This window comes from Paenibacillus sp. Y412MC10 (assembly GCF_000024685.1).
In the GTDB taxonomy this organism is placed as follows: Bacteria; Bacillota; Bacilli; order Paenibacillales; family Paenibacillaceae; genus Paenibacillus_AQ; species Paenibacillus_AQ lautus_A.
On the sequence record NC_013406.1, the window covers coordinates 3571067 to 3585001 of the forward strand.

Consider the following 13935-nt stretch of genomic DNA (forward strand, 5'->3'; position numbering starts at 1 on the left):
CCATGCATTTCATCAATAGGACAATTCGCGGCCGAGCTCCAGCAAGGAATCCAGAAACTCATTGTTGTGCCCGTTCAAGGAGATGAGATGGGTCTGCAGAGAAATGCCTGCCGTCTCGGCAATATCTACGGGAATCAGGCTTCCCTCGGCTACCTCCTGCTGAGCGCATCGACCCGGAAGAAAGCAGATGCCCGCCCGCCCCAGCACAAGCTTCTTAGCCGTCTCGGAATTATCGACCTGAAACACGATATTAGGCGGCTGTTCCAGACTCTCGAATACCCGGTGAATCCTCAGCCAATCCAGCGAACCGCATTCGAAGAAGACCAGCGTCTCATGCCGGATATCCCGAATGGAGGCTCTCCCGGCAGCAGCAAGCGGATGATCCTTATATACATAGAGGCGGATAGGGTCTTCAAAGAACGGATAGGATTGAAACGCCGGATTCATCAGCTTGCGGACGAAGGCCAGATCGATGTCCTTGGACGAGAGCTTGCCGGCCAGCTCTTCCGTGGGGCCTGTCGTCAGCTTGAAGTTCATCTCTGGAAACCGTCGGTTGAGCACCATAAGCAGATAGGGCATTAAGTAATTGGATACCGAAACTGTGCTTCCGATTCTGAGCTCATTGGGCATGGACGCTTTGGATTGAAGATGGTGTTTCCCTTTTTGGAAGGTTTGGAGGATCTGCTGGGCATAGGGAAGGAATTGTTTGCCTTTGTCGGTCAGATGAATCTGTTTGCCCAAACGGTCAAACAGCCTGCAGTCGAGCTCCCTCTCCAGCGACTGGATGCGTGCAGTCACCGTCGGCTGGGATAGAAACAGAACGTCTGCCGCCTTGTTGAAGCTGCCGTAGTGGTTGATGTAGACAAAAGCCTCAATATTTTCGATGTTCAAGATAACACCTCCGGTATCATCATTATACACACTATTCCAATGAATATAGATGGTTTTAAGACCGCAGTTTCCTTATAAATTATCCTTATCTTAGGCAGTTGGAAAATTATTGTCAATCCAAATATGCTTATAGATTTTTTTAATGCAAGCATTAATATTTTTGTTTTCCAATGTGTTTAATTGGAATAAACTGCTATACTAATCTCACCTTATCAGGATATGGCCGTATCCTCTGAAGTTTAAATGACCGAAAAAAGGAGTGGTAGCGTTGAATTCAATCCAAGAAGTGATCGTACGGGATGCACATGAGTGGGAACGCGAGGCTGTTGCGGCTGTGATGCTGGAATCCTATCAGCAGTATGCCTTCGATCTGTCTGCGGAGCGATGGGAGGAATATCGGAATTCCATTAGGAGTTCGGCGTACAGCCATGCGCCTTATGCCCGGATCGTCGCCGAGTTTGGCGGGGAAATCGTTGGCAGCGTCCAACTCTTCCTCTCCTCGGAGGCCGCTTACGGAAAACCGGAGATGGGGATTCACTCGCCTATTATCCGCCTTCTTGCCGTATCTCCGGGTTCCCGGGGACGCGGGATCGCCACGCTGCTGATTCAAGAGGCTGCCCGCAGATCGATCCAGCTTGGCGCAACCACGCTGAATCTCCATACTTCCGACATGATGGCCTCTGCGGTGAAGTTATATGAGCGGCTGGGCTTTGAGCGGGCGTATGACACGGATATCATCAACAATGAAACACTTGTCAAAGGATACCGGATCGAACTTCCCGGATCCTTGCTGCTACAAAGCGCCTTATGAAAAATAGAGGCCCTAATATTCTGCTTCCTTATGTAAAATGAGATTCTCATCTGTATTATATATATCGTTCTGCAGCAACGCCCTTATCCAAGTATGAAGTCGTCCTGAGATCCTTCTCGAAAGTTTGGCCAATTCGTAACGACTTCATTATGCCTACTTCAAAGCCCTGAAAACTCTTTAATCCCTTGCTTATAAGAAGACCCGCCCTCAAGAAACCGGGCGGGTTCGATCATGAATGGAAGCAAGATCCTCGGGATGTTCCATGATGTATACCTCATACAATGCGGGATCCAGTATTTTTCGCATAAGATGCATTACGCCGTCGCCGTTCTTGGGGTCGAAGTCCAGTATTGAAGCATAACCGTTGCGCCGATACATGTCAGCCAGCCAGGGATGACGCGCGGCTGTCGCTAAAGTAACCGCAGGTGCTCGATGTTGTCCGAGAAGGACGGACCGTTCAACCCAATCCATTAACTTCGACCCAAGTCCCCTCGCTTGGAGCAAGGGATCTACCGCAAACCATTTTATAAAAGGCAGGGCCGTCACGTCCCGGACCTCTCCTTCCAGCGAATAGGTGAGCGTCGCCGCGATTTCACCGTCCTGCTCCAAGACATAACATTCATTGCGCTGGATATTGGACGCAACGAGTTCCGCCGTGGCGTTGGCGGCAGGCCATTTCAGTTCCAACTTCCGAATCGGTTCATAGGCACGGAAAAGGATATCCCTTACCGTCGCAGCATCTTCCGCAGCTGCCAACCGTATGGTATCGCTCATCGAATATACCCCCTTCCATTCTTTCATGATAATATTTCGACAGGAGCGGCTTCCGGGCTTGCGTATTTGCCCTCCCACAAATGGCATCGTACGGCGTGACCTTCCCCGACGCCGGACCACCCCGGCATTTCAGACTCGCAGCGTTCGAAAGCATGCAGGCACCGTGACCGGAACGGGCACCCGCTGATATGAGCCGTTGGATCCGGCAAGTCTCCGCTAAGAATGATCTGCTCCCGCTTGGCAGCGCCCCGTTCCGCCGGGATTGACGATACCAGCGCTTGCGTGTAAGGATGGAGCGGCCTGTCATACAGATCGTGCACATCCGCAATCTCGACAATGTTCCCCAGATACATCACGGCGACCCGGTCACTGACATAATGAACCACGTTCAGATCATGGGAAATAAACAGGTAGGTTAAGGACAGTTCATGCTGCAGGGATTTCAGCAGATTCAAAATTTGAGCCTGAACGGAAACGTCCAGGGCGGACACGGGCTCATCCAGCACAACAAATTCCGGATTCATCATGAGGGCTCGCGCAATGCCAACCCTCTGACGCTGGCCGCCGCTTAGTTCATGGGGATACCGGTTCCTATACGAGGCGTTCAGGCCAATCCGGTCCAGCATCTCCAGCACATCGCGCTTACGCTTCAATCGGTTTCCCAGCTGATTGTACTTCAGCGGCTCCTCCAATAAGCGCCCAACGGTAAATCTCGGATTCAGCGAAGTGTACGGATCCTGAAACACATACTGGATTTCCTGACGCAGCTGTCGTAGTGTCCTTCCCCCCGCATCTGTGATATTACTTCCTTTATAGTGAAGCTCTCCGGCACTCGGCTCAAGAAGGCGTGCTGTCATCCGTCCAACGGTGGACTTGCCGCAGCCGCTCTCGCCGACAAGTCCAAGCGTCTCTCCCCTCCTGATGGACAGCGAGACTCCGCGAACCGCCCGGAACTTCTTGATGCCGGGCCAGGACTGCTGCGAGTAGGACTTCTCTATGTTTCTAAGCTCTAACAGCGGAGCTTCATACGACAGCATTAGCGTTCACCTCCTCGAGCAGGAAACAAGCAGCCGTATGCTGCTTCCCGACTTGGATAAGCGGTGGCTGCTCCTGCCGGCAGCGGTCGGCCGCGTATTCGCACCGGGAAGCGAACCGACAGCCGGCTCCTCTTTCATGGAGGGCCGGGACGGTGCCGGGTATGGAGTACAGTCGATTGCCCTTTTTCGCGGGAGTCGGAATGGAATTGAGCAGCCCTATCGTATACGGATGGCGGGGGTGATCAAAGATCTCCGATGCCGTTCCATGCTCCACCACTTTGCCGGCGTACATGACGATAATGCGATCGCACATATCGGCGATCATGCCCAGATCATGGGAAATGAGCAGAATCGCCGTACCGTCATCCTCGCGAATCCTGCGCATCAAGTCCAGTATCTGGGCCTGGATTGTAACATCCAGTGCCGTCGTCGGCTCATCCGCAATCAAGAGACCCGGGTTGCAGGAAATGGCGATCGCGATCATGACACGCTGCCGCATGCCACCCGACAGCTGATACGGATATTCGTGCAGCAGTTTCTCCGGCCGGGGGAGTCCCACCTTGCGAAACAGCATAATTGCGCGCTCCCGTGCCTCGCTCTTGGAACAGCCCAGATGGAGTCTTAGGCTCTCCGTCACCTGATAACCGACCGTCAAGCCATGGTTCAAGGAGCTCATCGGGTCCTGGAATACCATCGATATTTCCTTCCCTCGAACCCTTTGCAGCCTGCGGTTGTCATAAGCGTGAAGCGGCAGCTTATCCTTGTACCACAGTTCCCCCCCGCTGATCCGCATGGCCGGAGGAAGTAAACCCAGCACGGAAAGCGACAGTATGCTTTTGCCGCAGCCCGATTCGCCGACAACGCCCACGATTTCTCCTTTTCTAATCTGAAGGGACACGTCCTCCAGCACATTCACGGCCGTCCTGCGGGACGTTTGCAATTCGATCCTCAAATTGCGGATATCAAGAACCTGTTCATCCTGTTTGGCTCCCAGTTCCATGCCAATCACCTCTATCCTCTCTTATCCCGGACATCGCGGACCCCGTCGCTTAGGAGATTAAAACCGAGCACGGTCAGCGTGATTACCAGCCCCGGTGCGAGGGTAAACCATGGCGCCTTGCCCAGAAAGCTCTGCGATTCGTTCAGCATTCTTCCCCAGCTTGGGTCCGGCGGCTGCACGCCTAGTCCCAAATAACTGAGCGCGGCCTCCACCAGAATCGCGGTCGAGAAGCTTAAAGCTGCCGTAGTGACGATAGAGGACGCTATATTGGGAAGAATCTGAATAAAAATAATGTTCATGTGACCTGCGCCGATGCCTCTTGCGGCCTTCACATATTCCGCCTCGCGATGCTGCAGCACCCCGCTGCGAATGACCCGCGCAAACGACGGAATGGATAATATTCCGATGGCCAGCATCGTCTGGAACATGCTGGGCTGGTAAATCGTGACGAGTAGCAAAGCGATGAGTATGCCGGGGAATGCAAGCAATGCATCGGTCCCCCTCATGAGGAGCTCATCCAGCCATTTGCCCGCGTAACCGGCCAGGGTTCCGATGATCAATCCTCCGGTCAACCCGATTCCGACGGATACGGCTCCAACCATAAACGCGGTCTGGGCTCCGACCATGACGCGGCTAAGCACGTCTCTTCCGAAGTTGTCGGTTCCCAGCCAATGATTCCAGCTCGGCCCTTGCAGCCGGTCCGCAATCTTCATGACGTTGACGGCGTGCGGGGTATAGAATAGGCTGATCAGCATGATCGCAAGCAGCAACGATACAAACGTCATCCCCAGCACCAAACTTAAGCTGTATTTTCTATTCATCATAGCTTAGCTCCTACTTTAATCGGATTTGCGGATCCAGCCAGCGGTAGGACAGATCAACCAAGAAATTAATCGTAATGACGGTAAAGGCAATGATCAGTACCAACCCTTGCACCAGCGGATAGTCGCGGTTTCCAATGGCCGTTATGAGCAGGCTGCCGAAGCCCGGGAGCGTAAATACCTGCTCAATGACCAGGCTGCCGGCGAGCAGCTCGCCAAAATGAATGCCGATAATCGTAATGACGGGCAGCAGCGCATTCTTCAGCACATGCCGGTAATGAACGTCTTTCTCAGGCAGCCCTTTGCTTCGAGCAGTCCTTACATAATCCAGGTTCAGCTGCTCCAGCATCGTCGTCCGCAAGTACCGTACCACGATAGCAATCTGCGGAGTCGCAAGCGCGATGGCGGGAAGCAGCAAGGATCGCAGGGCGAATAGCGGACTCTCCGACCATCCGACGTACGTGCTGACCGACACCCATTTGAGGGTAAGGCCGAAGACCAAAATCAGAATGATCCCCATCCAGAACGACGGAACGGCTAGACCGATCTGGGTACCTATCGATACAACCATATCCACGAGCTTTCCCTTGGTCCGGGCTGCCAGTATGCCCAGCGGTATGGCTACGCATACCGTAATTGCCATAGCCAGCACAGCCAGGGAAAACGTGACCGGCAGACGGGCTGCGATTAAATCCAAAACTGGCTCGGAGAACCTTAAGGATTCCCCGAAGTCCAATATCGCAATGCCCTGAATCCAGTCGATAAATTGCTCGCCAAGCGGGCGATCCGTGCCGAGCTTCGCCTCCAGCATCGCAATTTGCTCATCCGTGGCCTCTACGCCAAGAATGGTAAGCGCCGGATTGCCGGGAATGATGCGGAACACGGAGAAGGTCAGCACCACAATAAACAGCATCGTCAGCAGCAGCGTGAACGTTCGTCTTGCATAGTAGTTCATCCGGGCACCTCCAGCCCCCTATTCCGTGAAGTAGACACTCGACAGATCTTGGACATAGAGCGGATACTGCTTGTAACCCGCAAGTTTCTTATTGAGCGCCACATTGGAGTTCGGGTCCATGATGTAAATCGCAGCAGCATCTTCGGCTAGAATTTGTTGGGCTTTCTTATACAGCTCCACCCGTTTCGCATCATCCACTTCGGTTACCGCCGAACTGAGGACAGTATCGAATTCAGGGTTGTTATAATTGAAGAAATTGTTGGATGCATCGGAAATATATTTGTTCAAAATCTGATACGGATCCAGCTTGCCGTCAAGGCCAATGATCGTCAGCTCATAATCGCGGCCCTTATAGATCCGTTCGAGCCATACGGCCCACTCCACCGGTTCGATTTTGACTTTCACGCCGATCTGCTCCAGCTGCGCTGCGACGACTTGGGCCGTATCCACATGGAACTGGTAATTGGAAGGCACGGAGAGCGTCGTCTCAAACCCATTCGGATAACCCGCTTCGGCAAGCAAAGCCTTGGCTTTCTCCAGATCGGTGGCATATTGATCTTCGAGACCTTCCTGATAATACTTTGCAAGCAAGGGGCTCAGGTTCGAACCGATCTTCGTACCGTAACCGAGCGCAACCCCTTGAATGATTTCATCCTTGTTGATGGCGAAATTCAGGGCTTGGCGAACTTTAATGTCGTTGAACGGTTTCTTGGCGTTATTGAAGGCAACCAGCTGCACCAGATTTTGCGGCGCGCTCAGGGTGGTATAGTCATTGGCTATCTCCTCCAGCCGCTCCGTTCCGATCCGCGGGAATACATCCACCTCTCCGGATTTCAAAGCCAGCAGTCCTGCTTCCGCATCTGTTATGATCCGGAATTCGACCTTGTCGAGCGAAGGCACATCCTTCACATAATAATCCGGAAACTTCTCGACGACGAGACGCTGCCCGGGCAAGTATTCCTTATACTTGAACGGTCCTGTGCCAATCGGGTTCTTATTGCTGTCCTCGTATCCCTTCGGAATGACCGCAGAGGTCAATGCCGTCAAAAAGGAGGAGCTGTTCTGCTTCAATTGGATCTCGATCGTGGAAGCGTCCTTGGCCTCAACCGACTGAACGTCCTCGAAAGCCGACTGCAGCGGTTTTCCTGTATCCAGCCCAGCCAAGCGGGAATAAGAATACGCCACATCCTCTGCGGTTACCGGGTTCCCATTATGGAATTTTACCCCGCTTCGCAGCTTGAACGTATAGATCAGACCGTCATCCGAAACTTCGTAAGATTCCGCAATAGCCGGATTAAGCTCGCCCTCCTCGTTTGGCTTCAGCAGCCCCTCGAACACATTGAACAGCACTTCATTCGTGCCGGCTGCCACCGCCAGGTGAGGATCGAGGAAATCAAGATCCTGCAAAATAATGACGACAACGTCGCCGCCCTGCACCTTGGCTCCGGCGGATTGCTCCGTCTTGATTTCCGGTGCCGGCGGAGATGACGTATTGGCAACGCCGTCGCCGCCTCTATTGGTTCCCCCCTCTGGACTGCCTGTTGGAGCGGCAGCGTTGTTATTGCCGCAAGCGGCCGTAAACAGAATCAATAAAGCCATCGTTAAAATACCCATGCCATGACGCAATCTGCGATTTTTTCTCATAGGTATGACCCCTACCTTTCTTATTTAAGAGATAATTTGGATGAAACGGATAATCGCTGCGGAAGCTCTTGTATCGATGAAATCAGCTGGACCGAATCCAGCTCCTCGATCCCCAGCATACCGAACCGGTTGATCAGGTAACTCTGCATGCCCGCCCGCTCACTCCCGATGACGTCATCGTAATAGTTATCACCGACGTACAGGCTTTCCTCGGGGGATATCCCGGCGCGCTCCAGCGCTAACTGAAATATCGCCCGATCCGGCTTCTCGATTCCCACTTCCGAAGAGATCACGATCTCATCCAGGAGCGGCAGCAAGCCATTTCTCTCCAGTACATCCCTTGCGGTATGATCCCAATTGCTGATAAGGCCCACCCCGTAGGAGTGCTTTTTCAAGGTCTCCAGTACGGGGAGGGTAAATGGAAACGAACGCCAGCCGACGCACTCCAGCTCCCGCTGAACCTCCAAAATCCGCCGGTATTGCTTCGTCAGATCAAAATGCAAGCCCAGCGAGTGATTGAGCACGCCCAAGTACCATTGAAAAAAGGTATCGCGTTCCTTGGCCAGCACCCCCGGGTAATCCCTCATGAAATGTTTATCCGCCAGATGGTACGCCTCTTCGATCCGCTCCTGCGGAATGCTCACCCCTTGCTCCGCCAGGTAGCGGACGTAAACCTGTTCCCTGTCCTGATACACTAATGTGTATCCCAGATCAAACCAAATGAAGTTGATCGCCAATTTCCTTGTACCTCCCTGTCTTATTCATGGATGATCGGCAGCCAAAGCTTCGATGGATGCAGCTCATCATGGTATATCGTCTGAGTCGCCGTCACGAAGTCGGCCTCCGTCGCTTCCCCCGGATTCATCACTCGGTTCGGATTGCGGTCAAAGGTCGGAAACAGCGAGCTTGTGACATGAAGGCGGATGCGATGGCCTGGGCGGAACACAGCTGCCGTCGGCCCAAGCGATATTTCGTATCGGTGCACTTCACCCGGCACAACTGCCTCCGGAGCCGATAAACCATGGCGGTAGCTCGCTCTCACGATGCCCTCCGCGATATTATAGGAACGCCCGTCCGGGTACGCATCGACAAGCTTTGCGACAAAATCCGTATCCTCGGCCGAAGTGGAAGCATACAGCTCAACCGTTACCTCCCCGCTAAGAACCAGCTCCTCCTGGAGAGGCTCCGTCGAATAGACCAGCACATCGTTCCGAACCTCATTCGGTATCTGATTGCGAGGACCCATCGGCGTTAAATCGGGCACGGCGCCGGATCGGCCGCCGAGTGCGGGCACCGGGATCGAAGGATGGTACACATACGTGTCCGGATACTCCTCAACCGGCGCGCTCGTGGTCAGCGTTCCGTCACCATGGATCGAGTTCGCTCTCGACGCGCTGTGAAGATAATAAGCCGTATCCTGAGCTTCGGCTGGAGGCCACTGCTCCGCTTCGTGCCAGGTATTGCTTCCCATCCGAAAATAGGTGACCGGGGCCAGTTCATGAATCGGCTCCTTCCCTTTCAGCCAACGGTCAAACCACCGGAGCTGCAGTTGATCTACCCGGTTGGCCGCTTCCGGTCCGAAATCCAGCTCCCCGACATATCTCGACCACGGCATGTGAAACCACGGCTCTATGTACAAATACTGATGTGCCTTTGCGTTCTCCGTGGCCCCCCGCTTACGGATCCCGGTGAAGTTCTCGATTGTCCCGTCAATAAAAATGTCGTACCACCCGCCAATATGAAGCGCAGGCACCTCGACCGATTCATACTTTTCCTTCAAGGAAGTAGCATGCCAATACTCGTCACGGGACGGATGCCTCAGCCATTCCAGATAGTAAGGTGCGAGCTCCTTAACCGACTCGGGCGGATCGTTCAGCGGCAATCGCTTGTAAAAGGAAAACACGTCCCCGTATAACGCCGACAGCTCGGCTGCCCAGTCCCCGCGTCCGCGGCGAAGCGCGGTGTCCTGGGCAGCGAACAACATCCACGATTGCTGCAAGGCCAGGCTCAGGGCACCGTTTCGGTAGGCTTTGCCCTGATAGGAGTCGGAGCCGATCATAGCCGGTGCGATGCAGGCCAGATGAGGCGGCCTGCTGGTGGCCGCCAGCCACTGCATGGCACCCGCGTACGAGAATCCGTACATGCCGACCTTCGGTATGGCGTACGGAAGCGAGGCTGCCCACTCAATGGTGTCATAGCCGTCCTCTGCCTCATGTATGTATGGATGAAACGCTCCCTCCGAGGACCATCGGCCTCTGGCATCCTGCACGACCACTACATATCCATGCCGGGCATACCAGCTCGGATGCGCGTAATTCATCGTCTGCGCATCCTCCCTGTTGTACGGAGTTCGCAGCAGCAGCACAGGATAAGACTTGTCATCATTGGGCCGGTAAACATCCGCATACAGCCGGACGCCGTCCCGCATCGGAACGGGAATTCCCCGTTCCGTTCGGATTGAATCTTGAATGGACATCGATATTTCACCTTTCCGACAGAAAATAAGGATAAAAAAAGAGATGCCGCGCTAATCTTCCGATTAGCAGCAGACATCTCCAGTTGACTGGTAAATGGCATTATTCCGACAATGACAATTGGTTTTGTGTGATATCGTAACGCAGTTTGTACGTCTCGTCAATAACCTATTTTCGCTGGCGTGTTTCCTCAAGTCAGCGATTCATATAATGAGCAAGTTACGGGTTGACAACGGCGGCATTGCTTATTAACATTCAGTTAAGCTTATATAGTCCATTATTCCGATCTTGATAATGCTAGATTAAGTCTACCAGTCAACTGGAGACACTTTTCCCCGATCTTTGGAGGAAAGTGTCTTTTTTTATTCATCCATAAGGAGTGAAGACCGTGACCCGGAAGAAAGAAATCAAATTATCGGCTTACCTTGTAGGTACCGGCATGCACGCCTCTTCTTGGCGGCGCGACGATGCTATGCCCGGGGCAAGCATCGACATCGATTATTACCGAACGCTTGCCCAAACTGCGGAACGTGGCAAATTCGACATGGTGTTTCTGGCCGACAGTCTGGCCATTAACGAAGAGTCCCATCCTAACATCCTGAACCGGTTCGAGCCTATCACACTAATCTCCGCCCTGGCGGGCGCGACCTCCCGCATCGGGCTGGTCGCCACGGCTTCCACCTCTTACGTGGAGCCCTTCAACCTGGCGCGCCAGCTGATGTCCGCAGACCATATCAGCAAGGGGCGGGTAGGCTGGAACATCGTCACAACCCGGGACTTATCCGGCAACACGGCACGGAACTTCGGCGCTGCCGAGCATTATGAGCTGGAGCATCGCTACCTTAGAGCTGCCGAGTTCGTAGATGTCGTTCGCGGCCTCTGGGATTCGTGGGAGGATGATGCCTTTGTCTTCGACAAGTCTTCCGGACGCTTCTTCGAGCCGGATAAGCTTCATCGCCTTCAACATCAGGGCGAATTCTTCTCCGTGGAGGGGCCGCTTAACATCGCGCGCTCCCCACAGGGGCAGCCGGTTCTGGTCCAAGCCGGCAATTCCGCTGCCGGTCAGCAGTTTGCCGCAAACGTGGGCGAAGTGATTTTCGCAATTAAATACAATTTCGAAGATGCACGGGAATACTATCAAGCCTTCAAACAGAAGATTGCGGCTTCCGGCAGAAATCCGGATGACGTATCCATTGTCCTTGGGATCTCGCCGGTCATCGGCGCGACAGAGGACGATGCGCTGCGCAAGCGCAAGCAGTTTGAGGAGCTGCTTACGGATGAGACGATTCTGGATTTTCTGGCGGATTATTTTAAGGATGTCGATTTTACCGGCTTCACGCCTGAAACCACCGCTCAGGAAGCCGGACTGGACACCCTGCAGGCGAGGAATCCGGACTATCCCAAACATCAGCCCGTCATCGCAAGGGAGAATCCTACGCTGCGCGAAATCTATTCGCTCATTATCGGCTCCTTCAGCGGGGACCACTTGGTCGGTACGCCGGAGAAAATCGCGAATACGCTGGAACATTGGTTCAATGAAGGCGCCGCGGATGGCTTCATGCTCATGGCTCCCGGCCTTCCCGATGGGCTCGAGGATTTTGTGGACGGGGTTGTCCCGCTCCTCCAGGAACGGGGACTGTTCCGGCGGGAATATACCGGAAGCACGTTACGGGAGCATTTCGGTCTGCCGATCCCTCCCAACCGCTTCCGTACAGCGTCTGAGGCGCAGGCTGCCACGCGTTAAGCGCTAGCGTTGATCGATAGGACCGACAGATAACCTCCATGTCCCGATCGTTGGAGGAGTCATCGCCCAGCATGCTAAAGCGCCCACCCGTAGTGAAACGGGGGGCGCTTCTTTGTACCAGGCCAATGTGATGATACCGTTGGCCGTTTTAATTACTCCATTAGAATAGCCGGACTACACCGGCCCCCTCTGACGGTCCAATTTCATCTTCGTGAAAAAGAAGCCAGTCAGCTTACGGACTGGCTCGATCAGCTTCTTATGATTGCAGCGTTCCTGCCGGTTTCCCGGCTAAACTTCCGGCCTTCTGCAAGGCCTGCTCCAAATCGTCAATAAGATCCAGCGAATCCTCGATGCCAACGGACAGTCGGATCAGATCCGGCGTTATGCCGCCGGAGAGCTGCTGCTCCGGCGACAGCTGGGCATGGGTCGTACTGGCAGGGTGAATGACCAACGATTTGGCATCCGCGACATTGGCCAGATGGGAGAACAGCTCCAGGCTGTCAATAAATCGATTGGCTGCCTCAAACCCGCCTTTTAAGCCGAAAGTAAAGATAGAACCTGCGCCTTTCGGGAAGTAGGTTTGACCCAGTTCATAGTAAGGGCTTGATGCAAGTCCCGGGTAATTGACCCAGGCCACTTCGGGATGCTCGTTCAGATACTGCACGATGCGATTCGTATTGGACAAATGCTTCTCCAGCCGCAGCGACAGCGTCTCGAGTCCTTGCAGCAGCAAGAAGGAGTTGAACGGGCTGATGGCTGCCCCGATGTCACGCAAAAATTGAACGCGCAGCTTCGTAATATAAGCGGTCTCGCCGAATTTCTCCAGGTACCGGATACCGTTATAGCTTGGATCAGGCTCCGTAAGCCCCGGGAATTTGCCGCTCTCCCAATCAAACCTGCCGCCGTCCACAATCAGGCCGCCGATGGTGGTGCCATGGCCCCCGATATATTTCGTCGCCGAATGGACAACGATATCGGCGCCATGCTCAATCGGTCTGATCAGATACGGCGTTCCGAAGGTGTTGTCTACGATTAACGGAATTCCATGTTCATGGGCTATATCCGCAATGCGCCTGAGGTCCGGTACGTTGAGCCCCGGATTTCCAATCGATTCAATGAAAAGGGCTTTTGTATGCTCGTTGATGGCGCGCCGGAAATTCTCGGGATCATCCGGGCTGACAAACGTCGTCCGGATGCCAAGCTTGGGCAGCGTGACGGCAAGCAAGTTGTAGGTTCCTCCATAAAGGGTGTTCGCGGCTACAATCTCATCGCCGGCCCCTGCAATATTAAATATGGAATACGTGACGGCCGTCGAGCCCGATGCCACAGCGAGCGCGCCAGAGCCACCCTCCAAGGCAGCGATTCGCTGCTCCAGTACCTCATTCGTCGGATTGCTGATTCGGGTATAGGTGTTCCCCGGCTCTTCAAAATTCAGCACAGCACGAGCGTGCTCCGTATTCTTGAATACAAAGGAAGAGCTTTGGTAAATAGGTACCGCTCTTGCGCCCGTCACCGGATCCGCCTCTTGCCCAGCGTGCACTTGCAACGTATCGAATCTCCATTTTTTTGAAAGGTTCTGCTGATCTGTCACCATGGTTCATCTCCTTTTTCTCCTATACAAACCAAAAGGAGACTGAAGGCATGGTCCCCTAGGGAACCCCTTCAGTCTCCAGTATTTCTGGTCAACTCCGTATACAGCACTTATATCCAATTATTCCTACTTATATAGTAGTTATATTGTACTTCCAACCGTACAACGTGTCAATGTGATGCGTTCAGCGGAT

Annotated in this window: 12 protein-coding genes; 2 read left to right on the forward strand and 10 right to left on the reverse strand. The window is 53.7% G+C overall.

What is annotated here, in order from left to right; genetic code table 11:
* Positions 1 to 12: 12 nt before the first annotated feature.
* Positions 13 to 891 carry a LysR family transcriptional regulator gene (locus tag GYMC10_RS15425; RefSeq protein WP_015735345.1) on the reverse strand — a complete coding sequence of 293 codons (879 nt, stop codon included), beginning with the start codon at positions 889 to 891 and terminating at the stop codon, positions 13 to 15.
* A 268-nt stretch (positions 892 to 1159) separates the two neighbouring features.
* Here GYMC10_RS15425 and GYMC10_RS15430 point away from each other — a divergent pair, with 268 nt between their 5' ends.
* Positions 1160 to 1702 (forward strand): GNAT family N-acetyltransferase, encoded by a 543-nt coding sequence (locus tag GYMC10_RS15430; protein ID WP_015735346.1) that lies wholly within the window; start codon positions 1160 to 1162, stop codon positions 1700 to 1702.
* Between the two features lie 207 nt (positions 1703 to 1909).
* On the opposite strand, the gene GYMC10_RS15435 is transcribed toward GYMC10_RS15430, so the two are convergent.
* From GYMC10_RS15435 to GYMC10_RS15470, 8 genes are read right to left on the reverse strand one after another with little or no spacing between them, the layout of a single operon-like run.
* Positions 1910 to 2476 (reverse strand): GNAT family N-acetyltransferase, encoded by a 567-nt coding sequence (locus tag GYMC10_RS15435; RefSeq protein WP_015735347.1) that lies wholly within the window; start codon positions 2474 to 2476, stop codon positions 1910 to 1912.
* A gap of 23 nt (positions 2477 to 2499) precedes the next feature.
* Positions 2500 to 3513 (reverse strand): ABC transporter ATP-binding protein, encoded by a 1014-nt coding sequence (locus tag GYMC10_RS15440; protein WP_015735348.1) that lies wholly within the window; start codon positions 3511 to 3513, stop codon positions 2500 to 2502.
* A complete protein-coding gene (locus GYMC10_RS15445) occupies positions 3500 to 4513 on the reverse strand; it encodes an ABC transporter ATP-binding protein (RefSeq protein ID WP_015735349.1) in 1014 nt (337 codons plus the stop codon). The genes GYMC10_RS15440 and GYMC10_RS15445 overlap by 14 nt, the downstream gene beginning before the upstream one ends.
* Positions 4514 to 4524: 11 nt before the next feature.
* Complete coding sequence (locus tag GYMC10_RS15450; protein WP_041622187.1) at positions 4525 to 5334, reverse strand: ABC transporter permease; 810 nt, start codon at positions 5332 to 5334, stop codon at positions 4525 to 4527.
* A 13-nt stretch (positions 5335 to 5347) separates the two neighbouring features.
* Entirely contained in the window at positions 5348 to 6289 is a 942-nt protein-coding gene (locus GYMC10_RS15455; protein WP_015735351.1) for an ABC transporter permease, read from the reverse strand.
* A gap of 18 nt (positions 6290 to 6307) precedes the next feature.
* Entirely contained in the window at positions 6308 to 7933 is a 1626-nt protein-coding gene (locus tag GYMC10_RS15460) for an ABC transporter substrate-binding protein (RefSeq protein ID WP_015735352.1), read from the reverse strand.
* Positions 7934 to 7953: 20 nt separating this feature from the next.
* Positions 7954 to 8670, reverse strand: coding sequence for an HAD family hydrolase (locus GYMC10_RS15465; protein WP_015735353.1), 717 nt, complete (start codon positions 8668 to 8670; stop codon positions 7954 to 7956).
* A gap of 20 nt (positions 8671 to 8690) precedes the next feature.
* Positions 8691 to 10409, reverse strand: a complete 1719-nt coding sequence (locus tag GYMC10_RS15470) for a CocE/NonD family hydrolase (RefSeq protein WP_015735354.1) — start codon at positions 10407 to 10409, stop codon at positions 8691 to 8693.
* A gap of 386 nt (positions 10410 to 10795) precedes the next feature.
* Here GYMC10_RS15470 and GYMC10_RS15475 point away from each other — a divergent pair, with 386 nt between their 5' ends.
* Positions 10796 to 12151 (forward strand): LLM class flavin-dependent oxidoreductase, encoded by a 1356-nt coding sequence (locus GYMC10_RS15475; RefSeq protein WP_015735355.1) that lies wholly within the window; start codon positions 10796 to 10798, stop codon positions 12149 to 12151.
* A 256-nt stretch (positions 12152 to 12407) separates the two neighbouring features.
* On the opposite strand, the gene GYMC10_RS15480 is transcribed toward GYMC10_RS15475, so the two are convergent.
* Positions 12408 to 13745, reverse strand: coding sequence for an O-acetylhomoserine aminocarboxypropyltransferase/cysteine synthase family protein (locus GYMC10_RS15480; protein ID WP_015735356.1), 1338 nt, complete (start codon positions 13743 to 13745; stop codon positions 12408 to 12410).
* Positions 13746 to 13935 lie beyond the last annotated feature (190 nt).

Bases quoted from the DNA above. Each gene is read 5' to 3' on its own strand.
- GYMC10_RS15435 (WP_015735347.1), bottom strand. From the start codon at position 2,476: ATGAGCGATACCATACGGTTGGCAGCTGCGGAAGATGCTGCGACGGTA.
- GYMC10_RS15460 (WP_015735352.1), bottom strand. From the start codon at position 7,933: ATGAGAAAAAATCGCAGATTGCGTCATGGCATGGGTATTTTAACGATG.
- GYMC10_RS15455 (WP_015735351.1), bottom strand. From the start codon at position 6,289: ATGAACTACTATGCAAGACGAACGTTCACGCTGCTGCTGACGATGCTG.
- GYMC10_RS15440 (WP_015735348.1), bottom strand. From the start codon at position 3,513: ATGCTGTCGTATGAAGCTCCGCTGTTAGAGCTTAGAAACATAGAGAAG.
- GYMC10_RS15470 (WP_015735354.1), bottom strand. From the start codon at position 10,409: ATGTCCATTCAAGATTCAATCCGAACGGAACGGGGAATTCCCGTTCCG.
- GYMC10_RS15450 (WP_041622187.1), bottom strand. From the start codon at position 5,334: ATGAATAGAAAATACAGCTTAAGTTTGGTGCTGGGGATGACGTTTGTA.
- GYMC10_RS15445 (WP_015735349.1), bottom strand. From the start codon at position 4,513: ATGGAACTGGGAGCCAAACAGGATGAACAGGTTCTTGATATCCGCAAT.
- GYMC10_RS15480 (WP_015735356.1), bottom strand. From the start codon at position 13,745: ATGGTGACAGATCAGCAGAACCTTTCAAAAAAATGGAGATTCGATACG.